We start from the raw sequence: 14,208 nt of genomic DNA, 5'->3' as shown, positions 1-14,208 counted from the left end.
TATATGCATTTAAGTCTATCTATTCTTATAATTTTATTAATTCATATTCTTTACTTCCCATTCCCATTTCACATGCATAGTCTATTATTCTAGTTCCATTTACATGAGGATGCTCATGTTTGAACACATCATGACCCATTTCCTTACAAACCAAATCATAGCATGCTTGCTCAATGGCTACAGGGTCTGTTGATGCTAATATTCCTATATCATGTGCAATCGGTCTACCTGACCAAGGTACACAATCACAAAGTGGAGTCACATTCATAACAAAAGTTATATACCCAACCTTATCTTTTTTATTTGATACTGCTCCATAAGCGTATTCTGCCATTTTTTCAACAAATACATCTGAGTCACTTTCCCACTGTATAGTTACTGCCCTAGTTGGACAGACAGTCGGACATTCCCCACAACCATAGCATACATCAGAGTCTATTACTGCCTTCTTATCTACTATACTTATAGCTTTTGTTGGGCAAGAATTAACACATTTTCCACATCCTATACACTTCTTTTCATTTACTCCAGGAGTAACATCAGAATGTTGCATTTGCTTTCCTGCTGCACTTGCGCACCCCATAGCTAAATTTTTTAATGCTCCTCCAAAACCTGCTGCTTCATGACCTTTAAAATGGCTCATTACTATCATTGCAGAAGAATTATAAATTTCGCCACCTATTTTTACACTTTCAAAATGTTTTTTATCTATTTGTACATTTTCATAATTTCTACTGTACAATCCATCTGCAATTATTACTGGCGCATTTACCACTGCATAGGCAAAACCATTTTCTATAGCTGTTGTAAGATGGTCTACAGAATTTGTTCTACTCCCTGTATATAATGTATTTGTATCTGTTAAAAATGGCTTTCCTTCGCAATCTTTAATCTTATCAACCACTTGTCTAACTGCTACAGGACTCATATATGTAGTATTTCCTTTTTCTCCAAAGTGAAGTTTGATTGCTACTTGGTCATTCTTTTCTATTAAATCTTTGAATCCTGCTGTATCAAATAATCTTCTTACATTGTTTGGCACATTTTTATTTTGCGAATTTGAGTATAAGTCACAAAAATATACTTTTGACTTTTCCATATCTACACCCCTTTAAAATATTTACTTGAATTAATTTTATCACTTTTAAAGTAATTTTTTAGTATATTTTACCACAATTAAAGATTCTTATCTTTATTTAATAAAAACAATATTATTTTAACTCCTTACTACATTGTTTTAACTCTTTACTAGTTTAGGCTCTATATACTTATAGCATATCTTAAATAACTGATAATCACTAGATTATAATCTATCTCCTTTTTTATTTTTAAACAGTTCCTTAAGGTAATAATTTAATTATTATAAAACATAATGAGTACGACTAAAACAAAAAAAGACTTGAAACTTAAGTTCAAATCTTTTTTACTTAGATATATTCTTATACATTACTAAGTATATTTTCACACAATACAGTGCTATTTATATTTATAATAAAGATATCATTAAACTGGTTTTTTATTAAATAAAATAACAGCTGATAACAGACACACTATTGAAATAATGATTGTTACAATGATTGGAATAATAAATTCTGGAGCTGTCACTTTACCTGAAATCAAATCTATATTTTTTGATAATATAAAATTAGGCGTATAAGGTGCAACCTGTTTAGGAATAGAAATTAAACTCAAAACAATAGTTGCTACTAATACAAGTAATACACTTGCAAATGCTGGTCTAAATAGTACACATCCAAGAATTAATATAGTAATATACATAATACCAATTATCCATAAGTTAAATGCTGAAAATACAACATGATTAAGATTTGCAGTTGGCCAAAAATACATTGTATAACCATAAGTACATAAAAAGCTCAGCCAGAAACCAATGGTCATAATAATTACTGCAATAGAAAATTTAGACAATACTACAGACGAACGTGACAATCCTTTAGTCAGCATAATAACAAGTGTTCCTTTGGAATATTCGTTCGATAAAATATTACAAAAAATAATTAGAGTTAAACTCATGCCAAGACCAGAGATATTGCTAGAAAATTGTGTCCAAGAATCTAAAGCAGTTGGTGCAGCAGTAACTTTTAAAGTTGGCGCAAAATGGGCAATCAAGTCTGGCATAAATTTTGCAGAAAGAGGGCTACTTATACCTAATATTAAAAATAAAGTAATCAGACTAAATAATTTATAATTTCTTATGTTCTCTACAAATTCTTTTTTTGTAAATGCTATGTATTCTCTCACTTTACTACCTCCAAAAATAAATTTTCAAGTGACAATTCTATTAATTCCATCTTTATTGGACAAAGATTCATTTCTGCAAGTGTAGATATGACTGTTTGTTGTATTGATTTTATATCTTTACCATGGAAAATAATTTCCATATTAGTCTCTTCTGAATCTTTAAGTAAGGATTTAATACTACTACTAGATTTAAATGCTTGGATTTCATCATTACTTGAAAACTCCAATAAAAGTCTATCTTTTCCGTGCATACTTTTTATTTCTGAAAGTGTACCACTAAGAGCAATGCTTCCTTTATTTAATATGGCAACATGGTCACAAATTCTTTCAACATCAGACAGTATATGTGTTGAAAATATTACGGTTGTTGAGTCTTTGATTTTAAGCATAATATCTAATATTTCTTTTCTACCAACAGGGTCAAGTGCGCTTGTTGGTTCATCACAAATAAGTAATTTAGGGCGTGAAAGTAATGCTTGAGCTATCCCAAGACGTTGCTTCATTCCACGAGAAAATCCACCTATTCGTTTCTTTTCATTTCCAAGTCCTACAAGTGACAACAACTCTTCACTTCTTAACTTTATTTCTTGTTTTGAAAGCCCTGTAATTTCTCCACAAAGAGAAAGATATTCAAGTGGTCTCATATAGTTATAAAACTCTGGAACATCGGGTAGATAACCTACATGGCGGTTAGAACTTATTCTTCCATAGATCACTTTCTCACCACAAACATTTATAGTTCCACTATCTGTTTCAAGTAACCCAAGCACCATTTTCATTGTTGTAGTCTTGCCTGCACCATTCTTACCTACAAATCCAAAAACTGACCCTTCTGGTACAGTAAGATTTAGATTATCTATTATCTTTCGATTACCAAAACTTTTTGATAACCCATTTATTGAAACAATATTCATCATTCATCACCTCTTCCTATAGTGAAATATAAAATTGGGCCTATTATACTTATAAATAATACTAAAAGAATCCATATTGCCTTATTACCAATTTTATAATTTGGATGTTTTATTATATGAATAAGTGCAGTAATTACAAGTATTAAATTTAAAATAATAACAGGAAGCAAAAGCGGTAGATATTCCATTAAATTTTCCATAATTTTATTCCTCCAATAAAGATAATTTTTCTATAAGAAATCTGTATTCTTTGTTCTCATTTAATACAGAGAACATAGGATTATTCTTAATAGCCGCAACAATACCTGCCTTTACAATTGTATCATCACGTGTAATACCTGCTCCAATCTCAGAAATCCAGCCATCGATATGATTAAAAAAGTCATCACTATGTAACATAATTGGATATATATCACTTATTGCCAAATCTACATATCTTTGTAACGACTTAATAGCTCCTTTAGTATTTCCATGTATTAAATTCATTTGTATCTGGGTCAAATATACAGAAAACATAACACCAGGAGATAATGCATTAAGGTCAAAAGTATCTGAAATTATTAAAATACGTCTTTCTATTTCTTTAATTTGTGATTTATCTGAGTTTTGCAGAAGTCCCACTAAATCTTGAACTAATAACGTAAGATTCTGATATGCTCCAATCTGTAACGTTTCATTAGCTTCATTAGTTTGACCATTCATCATTTGTCCCTGTGCAAGAAGTATACTTTCATTTACCATGGGAAAATTGCTATCTTGAAATAAATCAATAACTTCTATAGGTTGATTTAACAAGATATAACAAGTTGCCTCCATACCTTTTGACTGACGACAAATTTCTATATCATCACTTGTTTCTCGTATTCGAATAAAAATTTCTAATGCTTCACTAATTAATAGTTCACGTTTTTCTTCATCTACAAGGTCATAATGATTAATTATCAAAATCCCCATCTGATAAATCAAAGGAAAGCATGAATAATATTTTTTTATGGTTTCTCTTATTTCATCCATAACTTCGTCAAATGGTTTAACAGTAAAATCTTTACACAATCGCTGATATAGTTTATTAATATCTTCCTTAATCATTTGTGGTTCGTAGCAAATTAATTCATCAACTGTAATGTTGAAATATGTCGCGAGTTGTGGCAAAAAAGTGATATCAGGATAGCTTTGCCCAGTTTCCCATTTAGACACAGAAGCTTTAGAGATACCTATATAATTTGCAAGTTCATCTTGTGTAATTCCTTTTTCTTTACGCTTTAAAATCAGTGTTTTTGCAATGTTTAATTCATTCATATCAACGCCTCCTTTGTATAATTATATCCTTAAATCCATAAACCTAACAAGCGATTTAAAGTTGACTTTTGATGAAAAAATCAACCATAGGGAAACAAATAAGCAGATATCTTAGATACCTGCTTAAATATATTTTTAAACATAATTTACATAATTTGTTTATTATTCCAATTTTATCCGCATCATTATACAAAATCACAGATGAATATATCCAAATATAGTTTTTATTTATCATGTTTTTTAAACGTCTTGTATAAAATATCTTTTAATATAACCAATAATATATTTGTTTTCATATCCATATTTTCCATATTCACATTGCAACATATATTTAGGATTGATGTGTAAAATATCTTTTATGCCAACAGCAACAGCAAGCCTTGTCTGTGAAACACAATACTTTTCAATTTTTTCATTTAATTCTTTTATAAAGTTATTATTCATATTTATTCCTCCAATCATAACAGGCAACTATCATGTATTGATAATTACCTGTTATATAAAAATCTATAAAAGAAAAGCAGTCAATCATTTAAACTAACTGCTTGTACATACATCATATTAAATTGTATAAACTATAATTTTTATTATTGTTCATGGATAAAGATTTCTTTTAAACCATCATCAATTTCAAAGTTATTGCTATCTATTCTTATATATGCACTTCCAACATCTGCATGTAAGTATGGAATAATATCTTTATCATAGTTAAAAATTGTATTGATTGCGAACACATATACAACCTTCTCCATTTGGCTCATTCCACTCAATTAACTTTTCGACCTTAACTTTTATAAAATCATCTTTTTTTAATAATTTCATACTTATTTCCTCTATAACTTCTAATTTATGTGAAATGTCATGTCACACCTATAAAAATCGCTGTACCCTGTATAAATACAAGAGATTTCTTACTTTATTAACAATTTTCTATGTACCTTTTGCCTACTTGTTATCAGTATTTGCAAGTCCTTCTTTTACTAACTTTGCTATACTCTTTATTGTCTCTTCAACATCATCAAATACTATTCCATCTTTAGATGATGGAATAGTATTTGATGATGTTGAACATTGTATAGCTGGATTAGTTGCAGTAGCTATCTTTAATACACAGCTTGTTTTTGCTCCATCACAAATTAATCCTGATAAATCAGCTAACATGTTATTAATTGCTCTCTTTATATTTTCTAACGTCTCCCCTTGTAGATATGTCATTCCACAACAAGCTCCTGTAGCCCCTGCAATACCTGCTCCACAAAGTGGTGATAATCTTCCCATATATTCTTTTAAATGTAATTTTATTTCATTAAAATCAACTATTTCATTAGCCTTTTCTAATTCATCTTTAGTAAAATTATATAATATCTCTAACTTTTTTTCTGATTTTTTAATAACTCCCCCAAGTGCAGCTGCTATTTCTATTCCTATTTTCCCAGTTCCAGGTATACCTATCCCTAATGCATTCTTAATTATGTTTGCACTTAAATAAAGTTGAATTTGTTTTATCTCTCTTTTTAAGATATCTATATATTTGCACATAAGATCTCTTCTCCTTTTACAATTCTAATAGTTTTATTAAAGCCAAGGTATATATCTCCATATTCTTTCGTATATGCTCTATTGGTACTCTTTCATCTGCTCCATGACCACCAGTTTTATACTCTAAGAACTTAGGTCCAAACGCCACCATATCTTTAAACCAACTTGCATATGTGCCACCACCCATAGCAATTGTATATCCATTTTCATCTGTTACTTCTTCATAGGCTCCTAATAACTTTTTAAGTACTAAATTACTCTCATCCACATAATGTAAGTCTTTATGAGCAATAACTTTTATTTTCCAACCATTACAAAAAAACTTTTTGAATCTATCTATTATATTGTTTAAAACTATATTTTTACCATACCTTATATCTAGCTCACATATGATTTTTTCCTCATTCATTTTTAATATTCCTAAATTTAAAGTAGTGCTTTTGAATACCTCATCATATTGATTAATTCCCAATGCATCTCCATAATAGTCACTACAAAGGTATTTTGAAACTAATTCTATATCTTCTCTATACTGAAAATCCATATTATCTTCAACTATCTTTATTATCATTTTAGATATAGCATTTTCTCCCTTTTCAGGATTACTTGCATGCGCAGCTACTCCTTTAGTAGTTAACTCTGAAATAATTCCATTAATAATTTTTGCAGTACAATGAGACGGAACAACATTTTCTTTAGTTCCTCCCCTTACTATTATGTAAGGTTTGCTTTTATCAATTTTAATCTCTTTTTCTATCCTTATATGAACTCTTCCTTTTTCTCCATTAACCACTGGATACATCGCATCTGGAGTAAAGCCCATACTTGGAATTTCTTCATCTTTATCTAAATAATATTTGATACACTCCATACCTGTTTCCTCATTTGTACCAAAAATTAATCTTATTCTTTTATTAATTGCAGGGTACGTATTCTCTATGTTTTTCAATACATGTATAAGCATAGATACAGCCCCCTTATTATCTATGGCACCTCTTCCATAAATAATATTGTCAATTACTGCTCCCGAAAATGGTTCTACACTCCACCCATCTCCTGGTGGAACTACATCTAAATGCATTGGAATTCCTATTAATTCTTCTCCTTCCCCAATTTCTGCATATCCAATATAATTATCAATATTTTTAACGCTAAAACCCAAACTAGTGCAGTAATCTAAAGTTTTCTCTAAAGATTTTTTAGGTCCTATACCAAAAGGACATTGTGAAATAGGTTCACCTTGTTGTGTATCAATTTTTATTAATTCTTTTAGGAATTCTACTGTTCTATTTAAACTATTATCTATGCTTCTGCTTATATCCATAAATCAACCTACCTTCTGTTTTTTTAAAGCCTGTCCTTAAAGAACAGGCTTTTAGCATTAAAAACTATTTTCTTGTGAATACTAATTCGCAAACTTCATCATCATGAGCACATTTTTGAGCAAACTCTAATCTAACACCTTGTGCACAATCAACTCTTCCATAATCACCGTAGCAAGCTAATCTACAAATTTCTTTTCTTTCTTCTTTAGTTAATCCATATTCTTTCCAAGCAGCATCTAATGGACAGTGATGGAATTTTAAAACTCCATTCTCATCTGTATTTTCTACTAATTCCATTTCAAACACTTTTTGTCCTTTACTGTTATATAACATTTCTGCCATTTTTCCTGGAGTATCTGCTAATCTATATTTTTGGCCTCTCATTTTACCAAATCCATATATTGCTTCTTTACATATATCATCTTGATTAACTCCTAATTTTTCAGCTTCTTTCATAAGAAGATAGAACCATACTGCTCTTTCTCCTGTTGCTCCTCTAATTCCTTCTAAATATTCCTTTTCTGTATACATTTTTTCTGACATTTCTTTCTCCTCCTAAAATTAAATTCTATATTTTAACCATTGTAAATTAGAATATTCCAATGAATGATCCTACTAATGCTACTACAACTAAAATTACTAATAACTTAGTTATTGTCCACTTCTTGTATTTCATTCCCCAATATACGAAGAATACAACACCAAGTGGTAATAAACCTGGAGCAATCATGTTTAATGTATCTTGAACAACAATTGCTTTACCACCAATATCAAATGATAATGGAGTTGAAAGCTTAACTGTAGTTGCAGATAATGCTCCCATCATAAACATTCCTAGAATTGAAGCACCATCAATTATCTTATTGACAATACCACCTGATAGAATTTTCTTAATTGAATCTCTACCTAAAGAATATCCTAAATGGAATAAGTAATAACCTTCGCAAAATAGTAATATACTAAACATTATTGGGAAAAATGCACCTATAACACTTCCTTCTGCTCCAAACGAAGCACCTAAAGCTAAGAATATTGTTTGAAATGTACCAAAATCTAAAGTATCTCCAATTCCAGCCAAAGGTCCCATAAGCCCATTCTTAACACCTGAAATAACTTCTCCTGGGATTTTTCCTTCAGTAGCTTTCTCTTCTTCCATAGCTAAAACTGTACCATGAATTAACCCTCCCCATATAGCTTGAGTATTAAAAAATTGTAAGTGCCTCTTTAACGCATCTATTAAATCTTCTTTTTTCTTATATAACTTTTCTAAAGCCGGAGTGAAACTTGCACAAACTGCTAATGCTTGCATTCTTTCAAAAGAGTTAGATAATTCTGCTGTCCACCACCATCTTAGATATGTTTTTGTTACATCTTTCTTCGTAAGTACTCTTATCTTATTAACTTCAGTTGTACCTTGCTCATCTTTAGCTTCTTTATTTTTTATTTCTTGCATTATACTTCACCCACCCTTTTATCTTCTTTCATAAATGTAACTAAAAGAGCTATACAAACACCAAATATTGCAGCTGCAGTAATTGATATTTCAAAATATTGAACCATAAAAAATCCTATAATAAACATTGGTAAGAATTTATTTTTACCTATAGTAAATATTGTTGTTGCAAAACCTAATGCAGGTAATATACCACCCATTACTGTTAATCCATTCATTAACCATTGTGGTATAACATCTAATAATGATTGAACTAAATCTGCTCCAAAAAAGTTACATACAAAAACTATTGGAAATCTTAAAACAAACCCAAATATTAAAGAATAAAGTGTTGCACATCTCCAGATACCTTTTGTATTACCTTCTTCGGCATACTTATCTGCCTTATGAACTAATACAGCATTACCAGTTCTTCTTAAGTTATTAACTAATACTCCTATGACACCTAAAGGTACCGCAATAGATACTGCAACTTCTGCATTAACACCAGTTTGAAGTGCTACTGGTATTGCAATAAGAGCAGCTAAACATTTATCTGATGGAATATTTCCTCCTGCTGCTACCATTCCTAGATAAACCATTTCTATACTTGCACCAACAATCATACCAGTTGTTACATCGCCCCAAAGTAATCCAAGGCTAAAACCTATAAATAAAGGGGACTTTAGTGTTGAGAAAAGGGTATACCCTGCAAGACCTGCTGCAAACCAATACCATAATCCTGTTACAATTGCCAACATCAAAACAGATTCCATTTATAATTCCTCCTAATTTATAATTTTTATTTAAACTTCTTTAAGGCATTTTCATATGTCATAGATGATTCCTCTGGTATAACTTGTAGAACTATTTCAACCCCATCTTCATTAAGTTCATTTAGTTGTTCTACATCTTCATTTCCTAATGAAACAGCTGTAAATACCATCTTCTTTCCTGCTTCATTTGGAATACCTCCTAATTGAATCTTTTCATATTTAAGTCCAGCCTTATACGCCTTATTTGCCATATCAACGTTCTTAAATAGAATAAATATATTTTTATCTCCTAAAATATTGTTTTGGAATGCTTGTCCTGCATCTTCTGCTGTTAAAATAGCTACTTCTACTCCTGATGGCGCTGCCATTCTATATACATCAGCCATAAATTCATCTTGACCTAAGAAGTCATCAACTATTACTATTTTTTGAGCTTGAGCGATTTTCACCCATTTTGTTATAACTTGTCCATGAATTAATCTGTGATCTACTCTTACTAATGTTATTTTTGCCATTATATCCACCTCATAATTTATATTTTTTTAAATTCTTTAATTAAATCCACACAAAGGTTATTATTTTTTTTGACGATTCTTTCTGGTAATGTATGTACTTTATCTTCTTTGCTTAATTCTTCATCTACGATTAAAATTGTCTGTAAGCTAAGTCCATTTATTGCATCTATCCCTCTTCTTATAGCAACAGCTATTGCAACACTTGACGTAGATCCCCCATACAGATCTGATATTATAATTTTCACATCCTCTTTATCTACTACTTCTTCAACCTCTTTCATGAATACAGAAATATCTTTTTCAGAGCTTAGTGATAAAACTTCGTATTGATTTGACAATCCAAAATTTTTATTTGCTTCTTCTACTAATACCTTTCCCCACGTTCCATGGCAGAGTATGATTACCTTATATTTATTCATTGCTAAACAAACTCTCCTTTATAGCGATTAATACTTTGATTTAATTCTACTTCTTCCTCATCAGGTACCATTTGAATTGATACATTAATATTTTTTTTAATAAATTCATCTATTAAAAGAAACTCTTTTTTATTAATGTATACATTTTGAGATATTTTCTTTTTTCCTATCCCTGTAGGTATTCTTCCAATAATAAGTTTTTTAATATCAATTCCTTCTTCTCTCATTCTATTTGCAGTATCTAAGTTTTTAATTAATACAAAAACGTTATCATCAGCTTGGTTATTATAAAAATACCTCCTTGATTCACTTACAGTTAATATTGATAAATCAATATTCTTTGGTGCTGCCATTTTTATCAAACCTTTGGCAATAACATCATTGGTTGTTTCATCATCTACTACTACTATTTTTTTAACACCTAGATGCTTAACCCATTTATATATCACTTGACCATGTATTAATCTATCATCACATCTGCAATATTTTACTAAAGACATTTTTAATCGAACTCCTTTTTCTATTACATTGAGCTAAGAACTTTATTAATATGGTTTATACCAGTTTTCCCCGCTTCAATGCATGTCTCTGCTAACTCTTCTAAACTTTTTCCCTCTCTATTAATTAAAGCTTCAAGTAGCATTGGAAGATTTACTCCAGTAAGTGCATGAAACTTTCCACCTTTTTTAAGGTTTAAACTTGCTACATTACTTGGTGAACCTCCTAATAGGTCAGCTAATACTAAAACTCCGTCACCTTCATCTAATTCATTTAACTTTTCTACAAAATTTCTATTTAAGTCTTCAATATTATCATTCCTATTTAGTTTAATTGCTGCTGTTCTTTCTGCTGGTCCTGCAATAAGTTCACAGCTTTTTATAATTTCTTCACTAAAACTCCCATGAGTCATAACTATTATCCCAATCACCAATCTCACCTCACTTTTCTTGTCACTTTTTATATAAGCAATTGCCATGCCAACTTATGTGTATCAATAACAAATGGCTATTTTACAGGATTTAATCAAATCTTTTTACTTAATTTATAAAAAAAGCTTACTCTTTCAATATGTATCAAAATCTTTTTCAAACCTGTATCAAATCTGTATCAAAAAGAAGTAAAAAAAAGATAGCCTTTTGGCTATATTTAAGTTTTGTATCAACTTTTGAATTTATCTGTATCATACTGTGATTCAAATATATCTAATATATTTGCATATTCCATATCTGAAATGATTATATCGAATGTCTCTTCTACAAGCTTAAAACTTTCTTTTATAACTAAATATAATGCTTTACTTCTACTAATTCTTTCTTCATATGATTTATAAACTAAAGACTCTTTTATTATTACTCTTTCAATCATACATGAACAATGAAATATAAACTTTACTAAAAGTTCATCTTGAATTACTAAAGAATAATGTTCGCTAATTCTATTAATTACTTCTTTTAATATAAAATAAGCCTTTTCCCCATTTAAAAAAGTCAAAGTTTTACTAATATTATCAATTAGTAATCTATCAAAATATCTACCACCATTATCTTTTTCAGCATATGTAATTTCCATATCTCCATAATGTTTCTTTATAGATTCTATAATATTAAAATATAATTTCTCTAATGTCATTTCCGGAGTTAGGGCCTTTCTAGTTGCTTCTATTACAATAGGTGTACTTACCATATCTATTGCTTTTACTTCTTTTCCAGTAGCATCATGAATAACTTTAGCAAATGTTAAAATAGATCCCATATCAGTTAGAATTAAAATTCCCTTTCCTTTGTCAATTTCATTGGCTATTTCTACAGCTTGGACTAAAATATCCTGAACTCTATCCTCTAATCCCATATTGATTGCCACTGCATGGTTACAATCCAGTAAAGTATTAGCTACATTCACCATGCTAGATGCCGTAGATTCACCATGCATTATAACTAATATTGCTATACTCTCCTCATTTAATCCCACATAAGATAAATAAAGAAACGTTGCTAAAAAAATTGCTTCATCTTCTGGAAACTCAACTCCATACATTAATGACATGTTAGATAATATTTCTTTTGCTATGTTATATTCATATGCTCTTTCCTTCATAATTTCATCTTTATTAGGATGCTTTACTATGTTCCCAATCTTTATTCTTTCAATTAAATTCTGAATATGTAAGGCTATAGCTTTTATTAATTTATCTAATCCTTCTCTTTTGCTCCATTTATCATGCTTTTGTAAAATATACTTCACAGTAGTTGCAATTGAATCATTAACAATATTGTTATAAGCTGTTTGATTACTACTATTATATATAAAAGTATTCATTAAATTATAGGAATACTTCTGTATATCTTCATCTATAACGCTTCTAATTTGTGACTCTTTAATACCTTCTTGTTGAAGTTTATTCCAAGTTTCTTTTATCATTCCATAGAAATCTAAATCATATTTTTTATTTTCTATTAATAAATTTTCACTTTCAAAATTCTTTCCTTCTGGTAAAAAAATAATATCATCTTTCCCAATAAAACTGAAGTTTTGTACAAACTCCTCTTTTCTATTATTTCCATATAATGATTCTCTAATATTGTTTGGTAGAAGAGAGAGTCTTACATATACACATTCCCTTTTATAGGTCATATAATCTAAAAAAGCTCTTGCACAAATTAATTGTATGTCGCTTTTTAATTGTCCTATATTTCCCTTACACTTATATAAAATAAATGCCTTAATAACTTCTTTTGAAACCTTTAACTTAACACCAATCCTAATACTTTCTTCTTTAAAAAAATAACATATAAGCTTCATTCTCTCTTGAAAGCCTCTTTCCTCTAAAGACGGAATCTTTATAGTTACAGGTATTCTTCTTAAAAACGTTTCCAACATTGCTACTTCTGGATCTTCTGTAGTAGCTGCAATTATCATAATCCTACACTCATGTACCTTATTAGCCTCTCCTAACCTTCTATATATACCCTTATCCATAAGTAGAAATAGCATTTCTTGTCCCTCTGCAGATAACCTATGAACTTCATCTAAAAACAATATTCCATTATTAGCTTCATGTACAATACCATACTTATCTTTATCAGCTCCAGTAAATGCGCCTTTTACATATCCAAAAAGCTGTGCTAATAATAATTGCTGATTATCAGAATAATCAGCACAGTTAAATATGATAAATGGTGCATTATCACTATCTTCTTTTATAGTTAAACTATACTTATACATATATTCTGCAAATATAGATTTACCAACTCCTGTAGGTCCTATTATTAATGTACTCAACCCCTTAGGTGGATATATTACTGCTGCTTTAGCTTGCTCTATTTGGGACTTTAAACTTCCATCACATCCTACTAAATTAAAAATATTGTTCTCTTTTTTTATACCCTCTACAATATACTCATCTTTGATAGCATCATTTTCACTATATTCGTTTATAGAGTTAATATTATCAAATATCCCTTTATTTAGTTTCTTTCCTAAAATACTCTCAATACTTTCTTTATATAAGTACTGAACAGGTTTTCCCTTTATCTTTATAATAATACTTTCCTTTATTAATTGATTTAATTCCTTACTAGCATTACTTCTATTTATACCTACTTCAGTAGCAATATACTCTGCATCAAATCCAAATCTAATGCCATTATTAAGATTCAAGTGTTCTTCTGTTAACCTTTTCAAGCAAATTAAAACTTTTTCTTTCCTTGATAGCTTCTTTTGTATCATA

Annotated in this window: 17 protein-coding genes; all 17 read right to left on the bottom strand. The window is 29.7% G+C overall.

Annotated elements, in window-relative coordinates; all coding sequences use genetic code 11:
- Positions 1-25: 25 nt before the first annotated feature.
- Positions 26-1,099: a DUF362 domain-containing protein gene (locus KGF46_RS09015; protein ID WP_227827717.1), complete on the bottom strand. Its 1,074-nt coding sequence runs from the start codon at positions 1,097-1,099 to the stop codon at positions 26-28.
- Between the two features lie 404 nt (positions 1,100-1,503).
- On the bottom strand, positions 1,504-2,262 hold the full coding sequence (locus tag KGF46_RS09010) for an ABC transporter permease subunit (RefSeq protein WP_227861546.1): 759 nt from the start codon (positions 2,260-2,262) through the stop codon (positions 1,504-1,506).
- The gene (locus tag KGF46_RS09005; protein ID WP_413841449.1) at positions 2,259-3,179 is read right to left on the bottom strand and encodes an ABC transporter ATP-binding protein; all 921 of its coding nucleotides are present in this window, start codon (positions 3,177-3,179) and stop codon (positions 2,259-2,261) included. Before KGF46_RS09005 ends, KGF46_RS09010 begins: the two co-directional genes overlap by 4 nt.
- Positions 3,176-3,376 (bottom strand): PLD nuclease N-terminal domain-containing protein, encoded by a 201-nt coding sequence (locus tag KGF46_RS09000; RefSeq protein WP_227827720.1) that lies wholly within the window; start codon positions 3,374-3,376, stop codon positions 3,176-3,178. Before KGF46_RS09000 ends, KGF46_RS09005 begins: the two co-directional genes overlap by 4 nt.
- Positions 3,377-3,380: 4 nt before the next feature.
- Positions 3,381-4,475 (bottom strand): helix-turn-helix domain-containing protein, encoded by a 1,095-nt coding sequence (locus KGF46_RS08995; protein WP_227861942.1) that lies wholly within the window; start codon positions 4,473-4,475, stop codon positions 3,381-3,383.
- 240 nt (positions 4,476-4,715) lie between these two features.
- Entirely contained in the window at positions 4,716-4,919 is a 204-nt protein-coding gene (locus KGF46_RS08990; protein ID WP_227827722.1) for a hypothetical protein, read from the bottom strand.
- Between the two features lie 143 nt (positions 4,920-5,062).
- Positions 5,063-5,209: a DUF2185 domain-containing protein gene (locus tag KGF46_RS08985; protein WP_304521394.1), complete on the bottom strand. Its 147-nt coding sequence runs from the start codon at positions 5,207-5,209 to the stop codon at positions 5,063-5,065.
- Positions 5,210-5,420: 211 nt separating this feature from the next.
- A complete protein-coding gene (locus KGF46_RS08980; protein WP_227842619.1) occupies positions 5,421-6,014 on the bottom strand; it encodes an L-serine ammonia-lyase, iron-sulfur-dependent, subunit alpha in 594 nt (197 codons plus the stop codon).
- Between the two features lie 16 nt (positions 6,015-6,030).
- A complete protein-coding gene (locus tag KGF46_RS08975) occupies positions 6,031-7,338 on the bottom strand; it encodes a M20 family metallopeptidase (protein WP_227861941.1) in 1,308 nt (435 codons plus the stop codon).
- A gap of 64 nt (positions 7,339-7,402) precedes the next feature.
- Positions 7,403-7,882: an L-2-amino-thiazoline-4-carboxylic acid hydrolase gene (locus KGF46_RS08970; RefSeq protein WP_227842621.1), complete on the bottom strand. Its 480-nt coding sequence runs from the start codon at positions 7,880-7,882 to the stop codon at positions 7,403-7,405.
- A 46-nt stretch (positions 7,883-7,928) separates the two neighbouring features.
- Entirely contained in the window at positions 7,929-8,792 is an 864-nt protein-coding gene (locus KGF46_RS08965) for a PTS system mannose/fructose/sorbose family transporter subunit IID (RefSeq protein ID WP_227827727.1), read from the bottom strand.
- Complete coding sequence (locus KGF46_RS08960; protein ID WP_227827728.1) at positions 8,792-9,547, bottom strand: PTS mannose/fructose/sorbose/N-acetylgalactosamine transporter subunit IIC; 756 nt, start codon at positions 9,545-9,547, stop codon at positions 8,792-8,794. Before KGF46_RS08960 ends, KGF46_RS08965 begins: the two co-directional genes overlap by 1 nt.
- Positions 9,548-9,573: 26 nt before the next feature.
- Positions 9,574-10,062, bottom strand: a complete 489-nt coding sequence (locus KGF46_RS08955) for a PTS system mannose/fructose/N-acetylgalactosamine-transporter subunit IIB (protein ID WP_227827729.1) — start codon at positions 10,060-10,062, stop codon at positions 9,574-9,576.
- A 17-nt stretch (positions 10,063-10,079) separates the two neighbouring features.
- Positions 10,080-10,481, bottom strand: coding sequence for a PTS sugar transporter subunit IIA (locus KGF46_RS08950; RefSeq protein ID WP_227827730.1), 402 nt, complete (start codon positions 10,479-10,481; stop codon positions 10,080-10,082).
- 2 nt (positions 10,482-10,483) lie between these two features.
- Entirely contained in the window at positions 10,484-10,981 is a 498-nt protein-coding gene (locus KGF46_RS08945; RefSeq protein WP_227842622.1) for a PTS sugar transporter subunit IIB, read from the bottom strand.
- Between the two features lie 23 nt (positions 10,982-11,004).
- The gene (locus tag KGF46_RS08940) at positions 11,005-11,409 is read right to left on the bottom strand and encodes a PTS sugar transporter subunit IIA (protein ID WP_227827732.1); all 405 of its coding nucleotides are present in this window, start codon (positions 11,407-11,409) and stop codon (positions 11,005-11,007) included.
- Positions 11,410-11,639: 230 nt separating this feature from the next.
- The gene (locus tag KGF46_RS08935; protein WP_227842624.1) at positions 11,640-14,207 is read right to left on the bottom strand and encodes a sigma 54-interacting transcriptional regulator; all 2,568 of its coding nucleotides are present in this window, start codon (positions 14,205-14,207) and stop codon (positions 11,640-11,642) included.
- Position 14,208 lies beyond the last annotated feature (1 nt).

Origin of the sequence: Clostridioides sp. ZZV14-6153 (assembly GCF_020657855.1) — a bacterium.
Lineage (GTDB): Bacteria > Bacillota > Clostridia > Peptostreptococcales > Peptostreptococcaceae > Clostridioides.
The sequence above is the reverse complement of the archived record's forward strand: the minus strand, read 5'-3'. Positions and strand labels throughout refer to the sequence as shown.

What these genes read in the sequence shown, in the direction of transcription:
- KGF46_RS09015 (WP_227827717.1), bottom strand. Translation starts at nt 1,099, where the DNA reads ATGGAAAAGTCAAAAGTATATTTTTGTGACTTATACTCAAATTCGCAA.
- KGF46_RS09005 (WP_413841449.1), bottom strand. Translation starts at nt 3,179, where the DNA reads ATGATGAATATTGTTTCAATAAATGGGTTATCAAAAAGTTTTGGTAAT.
- KGF46_RS09000 (WP_227827720.1), bottom strand. Translation starts at nt 3,376, where the DNA reads ATGGAAAATTTAATGGAATATCTACCGCTTTTGCTTCCTGTTATTATT.
- KGF46_RS08995 (WP_227861942.1), bottom strand. Translation starts at nt 4,475, where the DNA reads ATGAATGAATTAAACATTGCAAAAACACTGATTTTAAAGCGTAAAGAA.
- KGF46_RS08990 (WP_227827722.1), bottom strand. Translation starts at nt 4,919, where the DNA reads ATGAATAATAACTTTATAAAAGAATTAAATGAAAAAATTGAAAAGTAT.
- KGF46_RS08980 (WP_227842619.1), bottom strand. Translation starts at nt 6,014, where the DNA reads ATGTGCAAATATATAGATATCTTAAAAAGAGAGATAAAACAAATTCAA.
- KGF46_RS08975 (WP_227861941.1), bottom strand. Translation starts at nt 7,338, where the DNA reads ATGGATATAAGCAGAAGCATAGATAATAGTTTAAATAGAACAGTAGAA.
- KGF46_RS08970 (WP_227842621.1), bottom strand. Translation starts at nt 7,882, where the DNA reads ATGTCAGAAAAAATGTATACAGAAAAGGAATATTTAGAAGGAATTAGA.
- KGF46_RS08965 (WP_227827727.1), bottom strand. Translation starts at nt 8,792, where the DNA reads ATGCAAGAAATAAAAAATAAAGAAGCTAAAGATGAGCAAGGTACAACT.
- KGF46_RS08960 (WP_227827728.1), bottom strand. Translation starts at nt 9,547, where the DNA reads ATGGAATCTGTTTTGATGTTGGCAATTGTAACAGGATTATGGTATTGG.
- KGF46_RS08955 (WP_227827729.1), bottom strand. Translation starts at nt 10,062, where the DNA reads ATGGCAAAAATAACATTAGTAAGAGTAGATCACAGATTAATTCATGGA.
- KGF46_RS08950 (WP_227827730.1), bottom strand. Translation starts at nt 10,481, where the DNA reads ATGAATAAATATAAGGTAATCATACTCTGCCATGGAACGTGGGGAAAG.
- KGF46_RS08945 (WP_227842622.1), bottom strand. Translation starts at nt 10,981, where the DNA reads ATGTCTTTAGTAAAATATTGCAGATGTGATGATAGATTAATACATGGT.
- KGF46_RS08935 (WP_227842624.1), bottom strand. Translation starts at nt 14,207, where the DNA reads ATGATACAAAAGAAGCTATCAAGGAAAGAAAAAGTTTTAATTTGCTTG.